We start from the raw sequence: 16,533 nt of genomic DNA, 5'->3' as shown, positions 1-16,533 counted from the left end.
CGTCAGGCCCCCGCCGTCGGCAGGCGATAGTCCTTCATCCGGTCGCGGATCAGCTTCTTGTCGACCTTGCCCGTGGCCCCCAGCGGGATGTCGTCCACGAAGACGACGTCGTCGGGCATCCACCATTTGGCGATCTTGCCCTGCAGGAAATCGAGGTGCTCCTGCCTGTCCGGGGTCTCGCCCGGCCTGAGCTTGATGACCAGCACCGGGCGTTCGTCCCATTTGGGGTGAGCGGCGCCGATGACGGCGGCCAGTTCGACCTTCGGATGGCCCACGGCGATGTTCTCGATCTCGATCGAGCTGATCCACTCGCCGCCGGACTTGATCACGTCCTTGGCGCGGTCGGTGATCTGCATGAAGCCCTGCTCGTCGATGGTCGAGACGTCGCCCGTGTCGAAGAAGCCCTCGTGGTCGAGGATGTCGCCGCCCTCGCCCCTGAAATAGGCGCCGGCGATGGTCGGGCCCTTGATCATGAGCCGGCCGTAGGTGACCCCGTCGTGGGGCATTTCCTGGCCGGCGTAGTTCTTGAGCTTGAGCTCGACGCCCAGCGGCGGCGTGCCCTGTTTGACCCGCCACTTCATCTGCTCGTCGTACGGCAGGGCCAGGAGTTCGGGCGGCAGGTTGGACAGGGTGCCGATCGGCGAGGTCTCGGTCATGCCCCAGCCCTGCAGCACCTCGATGCCGAACTCCTCCTGGAAGGCGCGGATCAGGCTTTCGGGCACGGCCGAGCCGCCGATCAGAACCTTCTTCACCGTGGGGATGCGCAGATTGTTCTCGCGCAGATGGGTCAGCAGGCCCTGCCAGACGGTCGGCACGGCGGCCGAGAAGGTCACGCCCTCGCTCTCGATCAGCTCATAGATGGCCGCGCCGTCCATCCGCGCGCCGGGCATGACCAGCTTGGCCCCCGAGGCGGGTCCGGCGAAGGCGATGCCCCAGGCGTTGGCGTGGAACATCGGCACCACCGGCAGGATCACCTCCTTCGGCGACGGCCCCAGCACGGTCGACTGCATGCCCAGCAGGGTATGGATGAAGTTGGACCGGTGCGAATACAGCACCCCCTTGGGATTGCCGGTCGTCCCCGAGGTGTAGCAGAGGCCGCAGGCCGTCTGCTCGTCGAACCCGCCCCAGGCCACGTCTTCCGAGGCCGTGGCCAGCAGGGCCTCATAGCATTCGGCGCCCGGCAGTTTCGTCGCCGGCATGGTCAGTTCGTCGGTCAGGACCACGACCCGCTCGACGGAGGGGCAATGGGGCAGAACCGCTTCCAGAAGGGGGATGAAGGTCAGGTCGACGAAGATGATCTTATCTTCGGCGTGGTTGATGATGTAGGCCAGCTGCTCGGGGAACAGGCGCGGATTCAGGGTGTGGCAGACGGCGCCCATGCCCATGATGCCGTACCAGACTTCCATGTGACGGCCGGAGTTCCACGCCAGGGTGGCGATGCGGTCGCCGACCTTGACGTCCCAGTCCTTCAGCACGCTGGAGACGCGCTTGGCGCGGGCGTGAATCTCGGCGTAGGTGGCGCGGACAATCGGGCCCTCGACCGAACGGGTGACCACCTCGCGGTGGCCATGCCAGTTCTTCGCATGGTCCAGGATCTTGTCGACCGTCAACGGCCAGTCCTGCATCAATCCGAGCATCACGATCCCTCAAGCCCGCGCCTGCTTTCGAGACGCTTTGAAAGTCACGCTATCGGCGTGATCACCGATAAGCAACGTGACGCAAGGTCAGCCGGAGGCCCGCCCGGCTTGGCGAAACCGGCCGCGGGGTCCTAGAAGCACATCATGTCCATCCTGATCGCCATCACCGGGGGCTCCGGCTCCGGCAAGAGCACCCTGGCCGAAGCCCTGGTCTCGGCCCTGCCGGACGGCAGCGCGGTCCTGCTGCGCGAGGACTCCTATTACCGCGACGCGGCGGACCTGCCGGACTTCGACCCGCGGACCTTCGACTTCGACGACGTGGCCGCGCGCGACCACGACCTGATGATCCGCGACCTGACCGCCTTGAAGGCGGGCGAGGGCGTCACGGCCCCGGTCTATTCCTTCATCCGGCACGGGCGCGAACCGGGCGGAGAAGCCGTCGCGGCGGCCGAGGTGGTGATCGTCGAGGGCACCCATGTGCTGTGCACGCCCGGCCTGGTCAGCCTGTTCGACATCCGGGTGTTCGTCGACACCCCCGCCGACATCCGCTTCATTCGCCGCCTGCTGCGCGACCAGGCCGAGCGCGGACGCACGGCGGACTCCGTCATCGACCAGTATCTGGCCACGGTCCGGCCCGGACATGAGCGCCTGACCGAACCGTCGCGCCTGAACGCCGACTTCGTGGTCGCCGACGCCACGGCCGCGGTGCGGCTGGAGGATCCCCAGGCCGTGGTGCGGCTGGTCGCCCCGGTGCTGGCCCATCCGCTGCTGGCGGCCCTGCTCGACCGCTGATTGTCCAGAGCGGACCGCTCCCTCTTGCTCCCCGCTCGATGACCGGCCACCTTGGCGGTCTCAACGAGCAGCGAATTCATGCAGGCCACGGCGGCGCGACACCCCTCCCCCACGGATCCGAAGCGCGAGGCGATCCTGCGGCACGCACGGCGGGCGTTCGTCACGGACGGCTATGCCGGAGCCCGGATCGAACCCATCGCGCGCGACGCCGGAGTCTCCACGGCGACCCTCTATGCCCTGTTCGACGGCAAGGCCGAGCTGTTCACAGCGGTGATCGAGGACGCGGCCGTGGATTTCGACCGCCTGATGCGCCACGTCCGCACGGTCGGCGGTCCCGCGCGCCAGCGGCTCACCTATTTCGCCACCGCCTATGCCGGCTTCATGGCCGACCCCTTCATCCGCTCGGTGTTCCGTCTGGTCGTGGCCGAGCGGCCCCGGTTTCGGGACGTCGCCATGCAGTTTTTCGACCGTGGCAAGGCGGACTTCGGCAAGGTGCTGATCGACGCCCTGCGCGAACTGGTCGAGCGGGGCGAGCTCCGGATCGAGCGTCCGTCCTGGGCGGCGGGCCAGTTGATGGGGATGATCGAGCATCCCGTCTTCTTCATGCCCCTGGTCACCGGGGACGAGGTCATGCCCGCGCGCGGTCTGGACCAGATCGCCGCCGACGCTGTCGAGACCTTCCTCGCCCGCTACGGCGTCTGATGCGTCAGGGCTGAAGCCGGGTCCGGGTCCAGCCCGCGCCGTCCCGGTCGAACCGCAGCCGGTCGTGCAGGCGGAACGGCCGGTCCCGCCAGAATTCGACCTGGTCCGGGCGGATGCGCCAGCCGCTCCAGCGTTCGGGCCGCGGCACGTCCTGGCCTTCGAACCTGGCCGTTTCGCGCGCCACGGCCAGTTCCAGCGCCTCGCGGCTCTCCAGGGGCCGCGACTGCTCCGACGCCCAGGCGCCGATGCGGCTCTCGCGCGCCCGGCTGGCGAAATAGGCGTCGGCCTCGGCCGGGGTCACCGGCTCGACCCGTCCGCGCACCCGCACCTGACGCCGCAACGATTTCCAGTGGAACAGCAGGGCCGCCCGCGGTTGCGCCGCCAGTTGCTCGCCCTTGGCGCTCTCGGCATTGGAATAGAAGGTGAAGCCGCCGGCATCGACATCCTTCAGCAGCACCACCCGGCTGTCCGGCGTTCCGTTCGCATCGACCGTGGACAGGGTCATGGCGTTGGCGTCGTTCGGCTCTGTCGCCCTGGCGTCGTTCAGCCAGTCGATGAACAGCGCAACAGGCTCTGGCCGCTCGAAGATCGTCTCATCGCCGTTCGCCGCCAGGGCGGCGGCGTAGTCGCGGGCATACTCTTCACGGGTCGGGCTGGACGGGATCACGGGTGCGGTCATGAGCCTCAGATAGTGCATCCCGCGCGGGCGGGCGAGAGCGTCACGGTTAACCGGGCATTGACTCTATGTCGCGCCTTAGTGGCGGCATGCGCGCCCGGTCCGTTCCTGAGGTCGCCTCGACCCGCGAGGCTTACGCCGTGCTCGGCCTGACGGGCCCCGCCGAGGGCGAGGTGCTGACGGCCGCCTTCCGCACCGCGATCAAGGCCGCGCGGCCCGATACGCCGGGCGGCAGCGAGGCCCGGTTCCGCAAGGTCATCGCCGCCTGGGGTCTGATCCGGCAGGACACGGCCCCGCTGGCGCTGGCCGCACCCGCGCCTCGCGCGCCCGCCCTGCCCGTCGTCGGCCTGAGCCCGGACGCGGCCCTGAACGGCGGCGTGGTCGAGGTGAGGCTGGGAGGCCGCAAGCTTCGCGTTCGCGTGCCAGCGGGCCTGCGCAGCGGCGAGCATCTGCGGCTCAAGGCCGCGGGAGACGCGGGCGCTGACCTTTATCTGCCGGTTCTGGTGCGCGGCGACGGGCGGCTCAGCGCCGTTGGAGACGACCTCTACATGACCTGCCCCGTGGCTCCACGCCTGCTTGACGAGGGCGGGCGGCTGGAGATCGAGACCCACGCCGGGCCGCGCTCGGCCTGGCTGGTCGGCGGCCATCAACCTCTGCGGCTGCGCCTCAAGGGCCTGGGTCTGCCCGCGCGCGGCGCGAGACCACAAGGCCATCTGTTCGTGACGCTGGAGCCCTCCCAGGACGCGCCGTCGGCGGCCGAGGATCTGCTGGTCCGGTTCACGCGCGTCTGGACGCCGGACCGGCTGGCGGCCTAGCGTCGCCGGATGTCGCACAACACCTTCGGCCATCTGTTCCGCGTGACGACCTGGGGCGAGAGCCACGGGCCGGCGATCGGCTGCGTCGTCGACGGCTGTCCGCCGCTGATCCCGCTGACCGAGGCGGACCTCCAGCCGTGGCTTGACCGGCGCAAGCCGGGCGGCAGCCGCTTCGTCACCCAGCGGCAGGAGAGCGACACCGCCCGCATCCTGTCCGGCGTATTCGACGACGGAAACGGCCCGGTCACCACCGGCGCCCCCATCGCCATCCAGATCGACAATGAGGACGCGCGCTCGAAGGACTATGGCGAGATCGCCCGCGCCTTCCGGCCCGGCCACGCGGACTACACCTACCAGGCCAAATACGGCGTCCGCGACCATCGCGGCGGCGGGCGGTCGTCGGCGCGCGAGACGGCCGTCCGGGTCGCGGCCGGAGCGGTGGCGCGCAGGATCCTGGGCGACGGCGTACGGATTCGCGCCGGCGTGGTCCAGCTGGGCCCGCACCGGATCGCGCCCGGGGCGGTGGATTTCGACGCGGTCTACGACAACGCACTGTTCGCGGCGTCCGCCTCGGTCGTGCCGGCGTGGGAAGACTACCTCGACGGGGTCCGCAAGGCGGGCTCGTCCATCGGCGCCGTGGTGGCGCTTGAAGTCACGGGCGTTCCCGCCGGCTGGGGCGCCCCCGTCTACGGCAAGCTCGACGCCGAACTGGCCGCCGCCCTGATGTCGATCAATGCGGTCAAGGGGGTCGAGATCGGCGCCGGCTTCGGCTCGGCCGAGCTGTCGGGCGAGGAAAACGCCGACCAGATGCGGATGGGCGACGACGGCCGGCCCGTCTTCCTGTCCAACCACGCCGGCGGCGTGCTGGGCGGCATCTCGACCGGCCAGCCGCTGACGGCCCGGATCGCCTTCAAGCCCACCTCCTCCATCCTGACGCCGCGACAGACCATCACCCGGGACGGCGAGGAAACCGACCTGCGCACCAAAGGCCGTCACGATCCCTGCGTGGCCCTGCGCGGCGTGCCCGTGGTCGAGGCCATGGCGGCCTGCGTTCTGGCGGACGCAATGCTGAGGCATCGGGCGCAGGTCGGCTGACCCCTTTTCGTCACCGACACTGTTGCTTATATAGGCGCCAGCGAGGTTCATAACCCTCGGAGTCCCGGGAGCAACCCCATGATCGACGTTCGACCCTTCAACAGCCTCGGTGGCGCCAACCACGGCTGGCTCAACGCCAAACACCATTTCTCCTTCGCCAACTACTATGACCCGAGCCGCATGAGCTGGGGCCGGCTGCGCGTCTGGAACGACGACGAGATCGCCGCGAAGTCCGGCTTTCCGCCCCACCCCCATGCCGACATGGAGATCATCACCTATGTCCGCACCGGGGCCATCACCCATGAGGATTCCATGGGCAACAAGGGCCGCACCGGCGCCGGCGACGTCCAGGTGATGAGTGCGGGCACGGGCGTGCGGCACTCGGAGTTCAATCTCGAGGACGAGACCACCACCCTGTTCCAGATCTGGATCGAGGCCGATGTGCGCGGGGCGAAACCGGCCTGGGGCGCCAAGGTGTTTCCGAAGCACGACCGCACCGGCCAATTCTCGGTCCTGGCGTCCGGCGATCCGACCGACGAAGCCCTGACCATCAACGCCGACGCGAAGGTCTTGGGCGCTACGCTGAATGCGGGCGAGAGCCTGACCTACAGCCTGGCCGAGGGCCGCCACGCCTATCTGGTCCCCGCCGTCGGCGCAGTCGAGGTCAACGGCGTGCCCCTGAACGCCCGCGACGGCGCGGCCATCAGGGACGAGGCCGAGATCACGATCACGGCGAAGGCGGACGCGGAGCTGGTGATGGTGGACTCGCTCTAACTTGCACGGCCGTCACCCTCGGGCTTGACCCGAGGGCCGGACCGTCCGGTGCGCAGTGGTCGGGGGAGACCCGACGGCCCGTGGGCCATCCCCCGGCTGCCAGACCGCCGCCGCCTCTGATCCTCGGGTCAAGCCCGAGGATGACGGCGTAAAACGGAATGAAGCGTGCCCCAACGAAAAACCCCGCCCGGATCGCTCCGGGCGGGGTTCTTTTGTCAGGCTCAGACCGTCAGTGCGTCGCGGGCACCGTGCCCACATCCTGAATAGGCGGAGCGGCCGGAAGCGGATCGGTCGCCTCGTCCCATTCCACCGGGGTCAGGGTTCCGGTCAGGGCCCATTTCAGGGCCTCGTCCGCCGTCTTGATCGGGACGATCTCCAGCGCCGACTTCACATTGTCGGGCACATCGGCGAGGTCCTTCTCGTTCTCTTCCGGGATCAGCACCGTCTTGATGCCCGAACGGAGCGCCGCGAGCAGCTTCTCCTTCAGGCCGCCGATGGCGGTGACCCGGCCGCGCAGGGTGATCTCGCCGGTCATGGCGATGTCCTTGCGGATCGGGATGCCGGTCAGGACCGAGACCATGGCGACCGTCATGGCCACGCCCGCCGAGGGACCGTCCTTGGGCGTCGCGCCGTCCGGCACGTGCACGTGGATGTCGGTCTTCTCGAACGCTGGCGGCTTGACGCCGATGCTGAGCGACCGGGCCCGGACGTAGGAGGCGGCGGCGGAGATGGACTCCTTCATCACCTCCTTCAGGTTGCCGGTCACGGTCATGCGGCCGCGACCTGGCATCTTGATCGCCTCGATGGTCAGGATCTCGCCGCCGAACTCGGTCCAGGCCAGGCCGGTGACGATCCCGACCTGATCCTCCTCGTCGGTCTCGCCGTAGCGGAACTTACGAACCCCGGCGAACTCGGCCAGCTTGGCCTCGTCGATGGTGACCGACAGCGTCTTGTTCTTCGACATCTCGCGCACCGACTTGCGCGCCAGGCCGCCCAGGGCGCGTTCCAGCGACCGCACGCCGGCTTCGCGGGTGTAGTAGCGGATCAGGTCGCGGATCGAGCTGTCCGGCACGACGAATTCGGCCGGCTTGAGCCCGTTCTCGGCCGTCACCTTGGGCAGGACGTGCCGTTTGGCGATCTCGACCTTCTCGTCCTCGGTGTAGCCGCTGACCCGGATGATCTCCATCCGGTCCATCAGGGGCTGGGGCATGTTCAGGCTGTTGGCCGTGGTCACGAACATGACGTTGGACAGGTCGTAGTCGACCTCGAGGTAGTGGTCGCCGAACGCGTTGTTCTGCGCCGGATCCAGCACCTCCAGCAGGGCCGAGGACGGGTCCCCGCGCCAGTCGGCGCCCAGCTTGTCGATCTCGTCCAGCAGGATGAAGGCGTTGGTGGTCTTCACCTTCTTCATCGACTGGATGATCTTGCCCGGCATGGAGCCGATGTAGGTCCGGCGGTGGCCCCGGATCTCGGCCTCGTCGCGCACGCCGCCCAGCGACATGCGGATGTATTCCCGGCCGGTGGCCTTGGCGATCGACTTGGCCAGCGAGGTCTTGCCGACGCCCGGAGGGCCGACGAGGCACAGGATCGGCCCCTTCAGGCTGTTGGTGCGCGCCTGGACGGCCAGATATTCGATGATCCGTTCCTTGACCTTCTCGAGGCCGTAGTGGTCCTCCTCGAGGATGGCCTCGGCCTTGTCGAGGTCGATCGGCTTGGTCTTGGCCTTGCCCCACGGGATCGACAGCAGCCAGTCGAGGTAGTTCCGCACCACCGTCGATTCCGCCGACATCGGGCTCATGTTGCGCAGCTTCTTGACCTCGGCCTCGGCCTTGATCCGGGCTTCCTTGGAGAGGCGCGTCTTACGGATGCGCTTCTCCAGCTCCATGATCTCGTCGCGGGCGTCGTCGGTCTCGCCCAACTCGCGCTGGATCGCCTTCATCTGCTCGTTGAGATAATATTCGCGCTGGGTCTTCTCCATCTGGCGCTTCACGCGCGAGCGGATCTTCTTCTCGACCTGCAGGACGGAAATCTCGCCCTCCATCAGGCCGTAGACCTTCTCCAGCCGCGACGGCACGGCGATGGTTTCCAGCAGGCCCTGCTTGTCGGCGATCTTGACCGACAGATGGGCGGCGACCGAGTCCGCCAGCTTGGACGGGTCGGTGATCTGGGGGATGGAGCTGAGGGCCTCGGGCGGCACCTTCTTGTTCAGCTTCACATAGTTTTCGAACTGCTCGATCACGGCGCGCAGCAGGGCTTCCGACTGGGCGGGCTCGCCCGGATCGTCGGCGATCTCGACGGCCTCGGCCTCGAAATACTCGGTGCGGTCGGTGAATTTGGTCAGGCGCGCGCGGCTCTTGCCCTCGACCAGCACCTTGACGGTCCCGTCGGGCAGTTTGAGCAGCTGCAGTACGGTGGCCAGGACGCCGATCGGATAGATGGCGTCGGCGGACGGGTCGTCATCGACGCTGTTCTTCTGGGTGGCCAGCAGGATCTGCTTTTCGCCCTTCATGATCTCGTCGAGCGCCTTGACCGACTTCTCGCGTCCCACGAACAGCGGCACGACCATGTGCGGAAAGACGACGATGTCTCTCAGCGGCAGGACGGGCAGGGTTTTGGTCTCGGACATGGATGCGTACTTTCTACGGGGTCCTCGTTGATCTCGGACCCGCCGCGCCGACGTTGGGAGCGCCTGTGCTTCCCCGTTTCGACTCGGCCCGCCATTCGGCGGCCTTCGATTGAGTATGTGGTTCTGCCGACGCCGGGTTCAAGCGTCGCCGGTAAGCGCGACGCGCTTCCATCCACAAGCGCTCAAGCTGCACGGATGGGCGCTCTCCGGGAGAGATGCCGCGGAAATCATGCGCTTGGTGCGCCGGAACGTTCAAAACTCGCCCTCGCCCCCCTGTGGCGCGGCGGCATCAGGCGTGACGCGGCGCAACCCTGACCCAGCTTGGCCGTTGGGAAAGGGCAATCCGGGAGGAACCAACCATGCGACACTAATCATCTGTGCCGCCGGCGCCCTGGCCCCCGGCCGCCTGACCAGAAGCCGGCCGAAGAAGCCACCGGTCCGGATCCGGCGAGCACCGGGGAAGTCAGGCTCGCTCAAGTAGCTTCCAGCGCCCGAATTCAAACGCCCGCCGCCGCCTTTCAACCTCGCCGCATCCCGTTCCTCGAGGCACATCCATCATGGCGTCCAGCTCTCTCCGGAGTCGGGCAACGGGCGCCCACTCGTGACCGCCAGCTGGAGCATCCCAGCCCTCGGCCAGCCGCCTGATGACGCTTCGGGCCATCGCCTCCAGCTGGTGATGAGTCCGATGGAACAGGGCCGGCGCGTCATCCTCGGGCAAAATCGGAAAGCGCCGGACGTCAACGATCGGCCCCGCATCCACCTTGCGGGTCATGTGGTGACAGGTGACGCCGAAGGAGGTGTCGCCGTGGTAGAGCGCCCAGTTCAGGCCGCCGATGCCGGGATGTTCCGGCGGGGCGGGATGGAAGTTGAGAGCGAGGGGCGCGCGGTCGAGCAGCCATTGCGGGACGATCCAGCGCGAGCAGTAGGACAGGATCAAATCCCCTTGCCAGTCGGCGAGCGCCCCGGGAAGCGGGTCGCCCCAATTGCTGTGAAAGGCTTCAACCTGGCCGAACGCTTGGCGGCATATGGCCGCGACCCGCTCCGCCTCATCGCCATGTGGGATGAGCAACAACCCTCGAGCCATCCGGCAATACTGCCAGAGAGTCCCGCTGCTGTCCGGAACTATCTCCCGGCGGGTTTGTCAAATACACATACGCTACCGGTCACATTGCGGAGCGAAGAGCTATGTCAATCTTGTTGGCGGTGACACTCGCGGGCGGGATAGCGGCTCAGGACCCGGCATCACTGGTGGCGAGGATCGAGGCGCTGGAGGCCCGCAACCGCGACCTGGAGGCCCGTCTTGAGCGGCTGGTGACAGAACAGGAGCGGCCTGCCCCTCCCCCCACCGCGATCGTAACGGCGTCTCCGCCGCCTACGCCTGGGTCGATGTCAACGTCAACGTCGTCACGGGATACATGGGACGTAAGCTACGTCGGTGGCCAGATCGGCCGAAGCGAAGTGCTTAACCACGAGCCTTATGTGTCCGATTTTTACGCCTACCGCGCGCCGGAAACATCGGCGGGATTTGTGAGTGTCCAGTTCGGCAGGCGCTGGCAGAGCGGGTCGTGGGTGTTTGGCGGCGAGGTGTCGGTCAGCGCGCCGATAGGGCCCAGTCCATCCGAGCTGTACGACGTGCAGCCGCCGTTCAGCAGTCCGGATGCGCTCTATCATCATCGCCGCACCGTTGCGGTAGCGGCGAGCGGGGAACTCGGCTGGGCGTTGGGAGACACGTTGCTTTATTCCAGAATCGGGATCGAGGCGGCGCAGCTGAGGTCCATCGGCGAACAGGTGGGAACGATTACGACGCGTACCAATGTAGCAGCGCCGTTCTTCGGCCTGGGCGTCGCCCATCAGTTCAACCCCGATTGGTCGCTGGAGGTTGAAGGCCGGTATGGATACGCCCGGCAGGGGCTGATGGAGAACAACTTCGCGCTGGGCCTGAGGGTCAATTATCTGGTCCCCTGAGGCGCATCGGCCGATCACACAACATCCGCTGCGCCAAGCAAAAAGGGCGGGTCCATCGCTGGACCCGCCCTCGTTTCATTCCGATCCGAGGATCAGGCGGCGCTGTCGGGCGCGGCCTTCTTGGACTTGGTTTCCGAATAGATCAGCAGCGGCTGGGCCTTGCCCTCGATGACCTCTGCGTTGACGACGACTTCCTCGACGCCCTCGAAGGTCGGCAGTTCGAACATCGTCTCCAGCAGAATGCCTTCCAGGATGGAGCGCAGGCCGCGGGCGCCGGTCTTGCGGGTGATCGCCTTCTTGGCCACCGCGATCAGGGCGTCGTCGGTGAACGTCAGGTCGACGTTCTCCATCTCGAACAGCCGCTTGTACTGTTTGACCAGGGCGTTCTTGGGCTCGGTCAGGATTGTGACCAGGGCTTCCTCATCGAGGTCCTCCAGCGTGGCCAGCACCGGCAGACGGCCGATGAACTCGGGGATCAGGCCGAAGCGCATCAGATCGTCCGGCTCGACGCCCTTGAGGATGTCGCCCGTGCGGCGTTCGTCGATTTCCTTGACCTTGGCGCCGAACCCGATCGAGGCCCCGTCGCCGCGCGCCGCGATCACCTTCTCGAGGCCGGCGAAGGCGCCGCCGACGATGAACAGGATGTTGGCGGTGTCGACCTGCAGGAACTCCTGCTGCGGATGCTTGCGGCCGCCTTGCGGCGGCACGGAGGCGACGGTGCCTTCCATGATCTTCAGCAGGGCCTGCTGCACGCCCTCGCCCGAGACGTCGCGGGTGATCGAGGGGTTGTCCGACTTGCGCGAAATCTTGTCGATCTCGTCGATGTAGACGATGCCGCGCTGGGCCCGTTCGACGTTGTAGTCGGACGACTGCAGCAGCTTGAGGATGATGTTCTCGACGTCCTCGCCCACATAACCGGCTTCGGTCAGGGTGGTGGCGTCGGCCATGGTGAAGGGCACGTCGATGATGCGCGCCAGCGTCTGGGCCAGCAGCGTCTTGCCCGAGCCGGTCGGCCCGATCAGCATGATGTTCGACTTGGCCAGTTCGACGTCGTTGTTCTTCGTCGCGTGGTTCAGCCGCTTGTAGTGGTTGTGAACGGCGACGCTCAGCACCTTCTTGGCGTGGCTCTGCCCGATCACATAATCGTCGAGGACCTCGCGGATCTCCTTGGGCGACGGAACGCCGTCCTTGGCCTTGGAGAACGAGATTTTGTGCTCTTCACGGATGATGTCCATGCAGAGTTCGACGCATTCATCGCAGATGAACACGGTCGGCCCGGCGATGAGCTTGCGCACCTCGTGCTGGCTCTTGCCGCAGAACGAGCAGTAGAGCGTGCTTTTGGCGTCTGTGCCGGCGGCTTTGGTCATCGAGCCTTCTCACTCCCGCGGTTCACCCCGATATGGGGCTAACGCGCATCCTTCGCGTTGATTCCCCGAACATGGGCGCAAAGGTCTTCAAAAATTGACAATCACCCATACGGACGCCCGCCACAACCCCGACCAAGCGTGGCCGGAGTGCGAAGCGGACGGTTCACTGTTGAGGGAGATCGCGGCGAATGTCTGACATGGGAAGTCCGGGGCTGGTTCGCCAGCCGCCCCGCAAGGATCAGGCCATCGTCGCCTTCGATTTCGACGGGACGCTGACGGTTCGCGACAGCTTCACCCAATTCCTGCGCTGGCGGGCGGGTTCAGGCGCCTGGTACCGGGGGTTGGCGCGGATGGCGCCGGATCTGGCGGCCTATGTCTCGGATCGGGACCGCGGACGGCTGAAGGCGGCCTCGGTGCGGGAATTCCTCAAGGGCGTCCCGCGCAGTCAGCTGGAAGCCGACGCGGAAGCCTTCGCCGGCCAGGTCTGGCCCGGATTCCTGCGCTACGACGCCCTCGCCTGCTGGAAGGACTGGGGCGCCAGGGGCGCCTACCGGGTCATCGTCACCGCCTCGCCGGAGACGACGGTTGCGCCGTTCGCCCGCCGGCTGGGCGCCGAGGCCCTGCTGGGCACGCCGCTGACATTCGACGCCGACGACCGCGTCACCGGCGCCTTCGCCAGCCCCAACTGCCGGGGTGAGGAAAAGGTGCGGCGGCTGCGCGCGGCCTTCGGCCAGGACATGAAGCTGGCCGCGGCCTATGGCGACACCAGCGGCGACACCGAAATGCTGGCCATCGCCGACGAGGCCGGGTTCCGACGGTTCAAGGACCGGGCCTGACCGTCAGCGACCGTCGGCGTCGACGTCGAACACCATGGCCTTGCCGCGCGACGTGGGGTTCCAGCCCGCCGCGATCGCCGAGGCCACGGCGTTGCGCACGCTGTCCAGATCGACCCGCTGCTTCTCCATGTCGGGCCGTCCGTTGGGCCGCATCGGCATGGGAAACAGGACAACCGCCTCGCGCGGAAAGTCCTTCAGGCGCAGGCTCAGCCCCATCCCGTCCCATTTGCCGCCGGGCAGCGGGCGGGGCTGGCGGCGGATCGCCCACTCATAGGTCTCGCCGTCGACCTCGACGGTCCCGCTGGTTTCGCGCGTCTGTTCCATGGCGGCCTGATAGCACAAAAGAAAAAGGGCGCACCGATCACGGCGCGCCCCTTCCATAGTTGCTGACGAGGTCGGGTCAGACCGTCTTGACGCCGTCGCCCTCGGCCTGTTCGCGGCGGTCGTAGACGTGGTCGACGATGCCCCAGGCCTTGGACTCTTCGGCGCTCATGAAGTGGTCGCGGTCGAGCGTCTTCTCGACCTCCTCATAGGTCCGGCCGGTGTGATGGACGTAGATCTCGTTGAGGCGGCGCTTGGTGTAGCGGATATCCTCGGCGTGACGTTCGATGTCAGAGGCCTGGCCGCGGAAGCCGCCCGAGGGCTGGTGCACCATGATGCGCGCGTTCGGCAGGGCCACGCGCTGGCCCGCGGCGCCGGCGGCGAGGATCAGGGAACCGGCCGAGGCGGCCATGCCCATGCACACCGTCGACACCGGCGAGCGGATGTACTGCATGGTGTCGTAGATCGCGAGCGCCGAGGTCACCTGACCGCCCGGGCTGTTGATATACATGCTGATTTCCTTCTTCGGGTTTTCCGACTCCAGGAACAGCAGCTGGGCGCAGATCAGCGACGCCATCGAGTCCTCGAACGGCCCGGTCAGGAAGATGATCCGCTCGCGCAGCAGGCGCGAGAAGATGTCGAAGGCCCGCTCGCCCCGGCTGGACTGCTCCACCACCATGGGGACGAGGTTCATGTTCATCAGTTCGATCGGATCGCGCATTCAGGCCTTCTCGGGATGCTTCTGGCGCGACTCACCGGCCGCTGCCCTGTTGGACAGGATATCGTCTTGCCAGAGCGTTGACGCAAGGCCGGCGGGGCGACCGCTATCTGCCGTCCCCGCCCTCGTCCCTGTCCTCGGCTGCCCGGTCCTGGCGGTATTCCCGCGCGATGTTGTCCGAGACCGCATGGACCTGGCTGTTCTGGCTGATCCGGTACCACGAGGCGCCATACAGGCCCTCGAGATAGGCCTGGTCCCAGCCGCTCAGACCCTGCACGCCGGCGGGGTCGTCGAACAGGTTGAGGACCGTTTCGAACCGGCTGGTGTCCGCGTCGGGGTCGATCTGCGCCAGGGCGACCATGGCGATGTAGTCGGCGAGCTGGGTCAGGGTGACGCCGCCCAGCCGGTCGACGTCGACGATGACGAAGGTCCGCTTCAGGTCCTGACGGTACTGCGAGGACAGCCGGGCCGTGCCGCGGACCGCGGTGTTGGGCGCATATTGGACGGCGGAACCGGCCCCGATGCAATTGAGGTTGCATTGACCCGGCATCCGCACGGCCGACACCCCTGTGTCGGAGTCCGTGGGCTGGCTGACGCTCCACCACCGGACGACCTGATCCGAGCTCCTGAACCGCTCCAGCGCCGCCGGGCCCTGGTTCATGCCGGAGCCGCCGGGCTGGAACAGCGCCGGTCGCATGGCGATGAACCTCTCGGTGAAGGCGTCCGCGTCGCTCGTCGCCATGATCAGGATGCTGGGGTGACACGGCGGTTCGTGGGACGTCAGCCCGATCCCGCGCGCCACGTCCGAAACCCGGTCGATCAGTTGCTGGGCCAGCTCGGGCCGGAGATTGGCCACGCCGACGCAGACGCCCCGATGCCAGCGCGCGAGACCGCGCCGACCGACGGGGTTGGCGACCTCGTCGACGAATTCACGCGCGGCGTCCTCCAGCCGGCGGGCGTCGACGACGACATCCTCGAGGCGAACGGCGGCGGCCGGATCAGGCGGCGTGCGGGTCCCGGCGGCCTGACCGTCCTGCGGCGGCAGGGCCGACAGGACGGCGGTCATCATGAGTGCGGCGAGCATCTTGAACTCCTGATCAGACTGGAAGCCATGATGGATAAAAGACCGGTCCGTGAGCGCCGGACGGGCCGGTCACGACGCGCCCTCGGGAGGCGCGGCCTGACGCTCGCGCTTCAGGCGCCGGGCCAGGGCGCCGGCCTGCCGATCGGGATTGAGGCGTTCGGACGGGGCGGCGTACAGGGCCCGCAGATAGGTCATGTCCCATTCCGACATGGACTGCACGGACGCCGTATCCTCGAAAAGATTGAGGATCGTGTCCTGCCCGGCGGTGTCGCCGTCGGGATCCACCTGGGCCAGGGCCACCATAGAAAGGTATTCGCTGAGGCTGGCCAGGGTCGTGCCGGCCAGCTGATCGACATCGACGATGATGATCGCCTTGTTGAGATCATCGCTGATCGGCCGCCCGCGGTTCACGATCCCTTCGCCGGGCACGTATATCGGCCCCGTGTCGCCCGGCATGCGGATGGCGCGGGCGTGGCTGGCGCCGATGACGGGCATGCTGACGTGCCACCAGCGGACAGGCTGGTCCGAGCTGGCGAAGGCGTCCAGCGCGACGCTGCCGCGGTCCAGGCCCCCGACGCCCAGATGGAAGGCCCGGCGGTCCGCCTCGACCAGGCTGGTCGCCAGCGACCGGGCGTCCGCCGCGAAGATGATCACGACATTGGGCCGGCAACCCGGTTCGCCGATGCGCAGGCCCAGTTCGAGCGCGCGGCGCGATACATGGTCGATCACCGCCTGGGACGCCTCGGCGCGCATGTTGACGGCGCCGACGCACACCCGGCCCGGCCAGCGCGCCAGGCCCCGGCGTCTGGCGGGGGCGGCGACGGCCTCGACGTAGTCCTGCGCGAGTTGGTCCAGCTGTCGACCGTCGACGACGACATCGGTCAGGGTGGCGGGGTCCCCGGTCGGCGCGCCCGCGACGGCGGGCGGAGTCCGCGGCGTCGGGGCCGCATCCTGCGGAAACAGGGCCGCGAAGGTCAGGGCCGCGATCAGGGATGCGCTGATCATCTTGGTCCCACAGGTTGCAGCAACGCCGGAGCCGGAGTTGAACCCTCGTCCCGAAAACCGGCGCCGTCAATCGCCGGGTTCCCGAAATGCAGAGCCCCGCCCCGGCGGAACCGAAGCGGG

At 67.6% G+C, this 16,533-nt stretch carries 16 protein-coding genes; 7 read left to right on the top strand and 9 right to left on the bottom strand.

The window, feature by feature from the left end; genetic code table 11:
• Window positions 1-2: 2 nt before the first annotated feature.
• Complete coding sequence (locus ASD59_RS13615) at window positions 3-1,637, bottom strand: long-chain-fatty-acid--CoA ligase (RefSeq protein WP_055832602.1); 1,635 nt, start codon at window positions 1,635-1,637, stop codon at window positions 3-5.
• A 144-nt stretch (window positions 1,638-1,781) separates the two neighbouring features.
• Here ASD59_RS13615 and udk point away from each other — a divergent pair, with 144 nt between their 5' ends.
• Window positions 1,782-2,429, top strand: a complete 648-nt coding sequence (gene udk / locus ASD59_RS13610; protein WP_055832601.1) for a uridine kinase — start codon at window positions 1,782-1,784, stop codon at window positions 2,427-2,429.
• Between the two features lie 51 nt (window positions 2,430-2,480).
• The gene (locus tag ASD59_RS13605) at window positions 2,481-3,131 is read left to right on the top strand and encodes a TetR/AcrR family transcriptional regulator (protein ID WP_235561831.1); all 651 of its coding nucleotides are present in this window, start codon (window positions 2,481-2,483) and stop codon (window positions 3,129-3,131) included.
• A gap of 4 nt (window positions 3,132-3,135) precedes the next feature.
• On the opposite strand, the gene pdxH is transcribed toward ASD59_RS13605, so the two are convergent.
• On the bottom strand, window positions 3,136-3,810 hold the full coding sequence (pdxH, locus tag ASD59_RS13600) for a pyridoxamine 5'-phosphate oxidase (RefSeq protein WP_055832660.1): 675 nt from the start codon (window positions 3,808-3,810) through the stop codon (window positions 3,136-3,138).
• A gap of 86 nt (window positions 3,811-3,896) precedes the next feature.
• Between pdxH and ASD59_RS13595 the strand changes: the two genes are divergently transcribed.
• The 3 genes from ASD59_RS13595 (at window position 3,897) to ASD59_RS13585 (ending at window position 6,491) form a co-directional block, all read left to right on the top strand.
• On the top strand, window positions 3,897-4,622 hold the full coding sequence (locus tag ASD59_RS13595; RefSeq protein WP_055832597.1) for a DnaJ C-terminal domain-containing protein: 726 nt from the start codon (window positions 3,897-3,899) through the stop codon (window positions 4,620-4,622).
• Window positions 4,623-4,631: 9 nt separating this feature from the next.
• A complete protein-coding gene (gene aroC / locus ASD59_RS13590; RefSeq protein ID WP_055832595.1) occupies window positions 4,632-5,717 on the top strand; it encodes a chorismate synthase in 1,086 nt (361 codons plus the stop codon).
• A gap of 78 nt (window positions 5,718-5,795) precedes the next feature.
• A complete protein-coding gene (locus ASD59_RS13585) occupies window positions 5,796-6,491 on the top strand; it encodes a pirin family protein (RefSeq protein ID WP_055832592.1) in 696 nt (231 codons plus the stop codon).
• A 229-nt stretch (window positions 6,492-6,720) separates the two neighbouring features.
• Here the strand turns inward: ASD59_RS13585 and lon are convergent, their stop codons facing one another.
• Together lon and ASD59_RS13575 are read right to left on the bottom strand one after the other, a co-directional pair.
• Window positions 6,721-9,117, bottom strand: a complete 2,397-nt coding sequence (gene lon / locus ASD59_RS13580; protein WP_055832590.1) for an endopeptidase La — start codon at window positions 9,115-9,117, stop codon at window positions 6,721-6,723.
• Window positions 9,118-9,580: 463 nt separating this feature from the next.
• Entirely contained in the window at window positions 9,581-10,186 is a 606-nt protein-coding gene (locus ASD59_RS13575; RefSeq protein ID WP_162246638.1) for a formyltransferase family protein, read from the bottom strand.
• 410 nt (window positions 10,187-10,596) lie between these two features.
• Here ASD59_RS13575 and ASD59_RS14400 point away from each other — a divergent pair, with 410 nt between their 5' ends.
• Window positions 10,597-11,082, top strand: a complete 486-nt coding sequence (locus ASD59_RS14400) for an outer membrane protein (protein WP_156377046.1) — start codon at window positions 10,597-10,599, stop codon at window positions 11,080-11,082.
• A 92-nt stretch (window positions 11,083-11,174) separates the two neighbouring features.
• Here the strand turns inward: ASD59_RS14400 and clpX are convergent, their stop codons facing one another.
• A complete protein-coding gene (gene clpX, locus ASD59_RS13565; RefSeq protein ID WP_055832584.1) occupies window positions 11,175-12,449 on the bottom strand; it encodes an ATP-dependent Clp protease ATP-binding subunit ClpX in 1,275 nt (424 codons plus the stop codon).
• Between the two features lie 188 nt (window positions 12,450-12,637).
• Here clpX and ASD59_RS13560 point away from each other — a divergent pair, with 188 nt between their 5' ends.
• On the top strand, window positions 12,638-13,285 hold the full coding sequence (locus tag ASD59_RS13560) for an HAD-IB family hydrolase (RefSeq protein WP_055832582.1): 648 nt from the start codon (window positions 12,638-12,640) through the stop codon (window positions 13,283-13,285).
• A gap of 3 nt (window positions 13,286-13,288) precedes the next feature.
• Here ASD59_RS13560 and ASD59_RS13555 read toward each other — a convergent pair whose 3' ends face one another.
• The 4 genes from ASD59_RS13555 to ASD59_RS13540 all read right to left on the bottom strand — a co-directional run bounded on the left by ASD59_RS13555 (window position 13,289) and on the right by ASD59_RS13540 (window position 16,413).
• A complete protein-coding gene (locus ASD59_RS13555) occupies window positions 13,289-13,609 on the bottom strand; it encodes a hypothetical protein (RefSeq protein WP_055832658.1) in 321 nt (106 codons plus the stop codon).
• Between the two features lie 76 nt (window positions 13,610-13,685).
• Window positions 13,686-14,327 carry an ATP-dependent Clp protease proteolytic subunit gene (locus ASD59_RS13550; protein ID WP_055832581.1) on the bottom strand — a complete coding sequence of 214 codons (642 nt, stop codon included), beginning with the start codon at window positions 14,325-14,327 and terminating at the stop codon, window positions 13,686-13,688.
• A 103-nt stretch (window positions 14,328-14,430) separates the two neighbouring features.
• A complete protein-coding gene (locus ASD59_RS13545) occupies window positions 14,431-15,408 on the bottom strand; it encodes a hypothetical protein (RefSeq protein WP_056621510.1) in 978 nt (325 codons plus the stop codon).
• A gap of 69 nt (window positions 15,409-15,477) precedes the next feature.
• Window positions 15,478-16,413, bottom strand: a complete 936-nt coding sequence (locus ASD59_RS13540; protein WP_055832577.1) for a hypothetical protein — start codon at window positions 16,411-16,413, stop codon at window positions 15,478-15,480.
• Window positions 16,414-16,533 lie beyond the last annotated feature (120 nt).

The sequence above is a fragment of the Brevundimonas sp. Root608 genome (assembly GCF_001427825.1).
Taxonomy (GTDB): domain Bacteria; phylum Pseudomonadota; class Alphaproteobacteria; order Caulobacterales; family Caulobacteraceae; genus Brevundimonas.
Note: the sequence above shows the minus strand (reverse complement) of the source record. Positions and strands in the feature narration are given on the sequence as shown.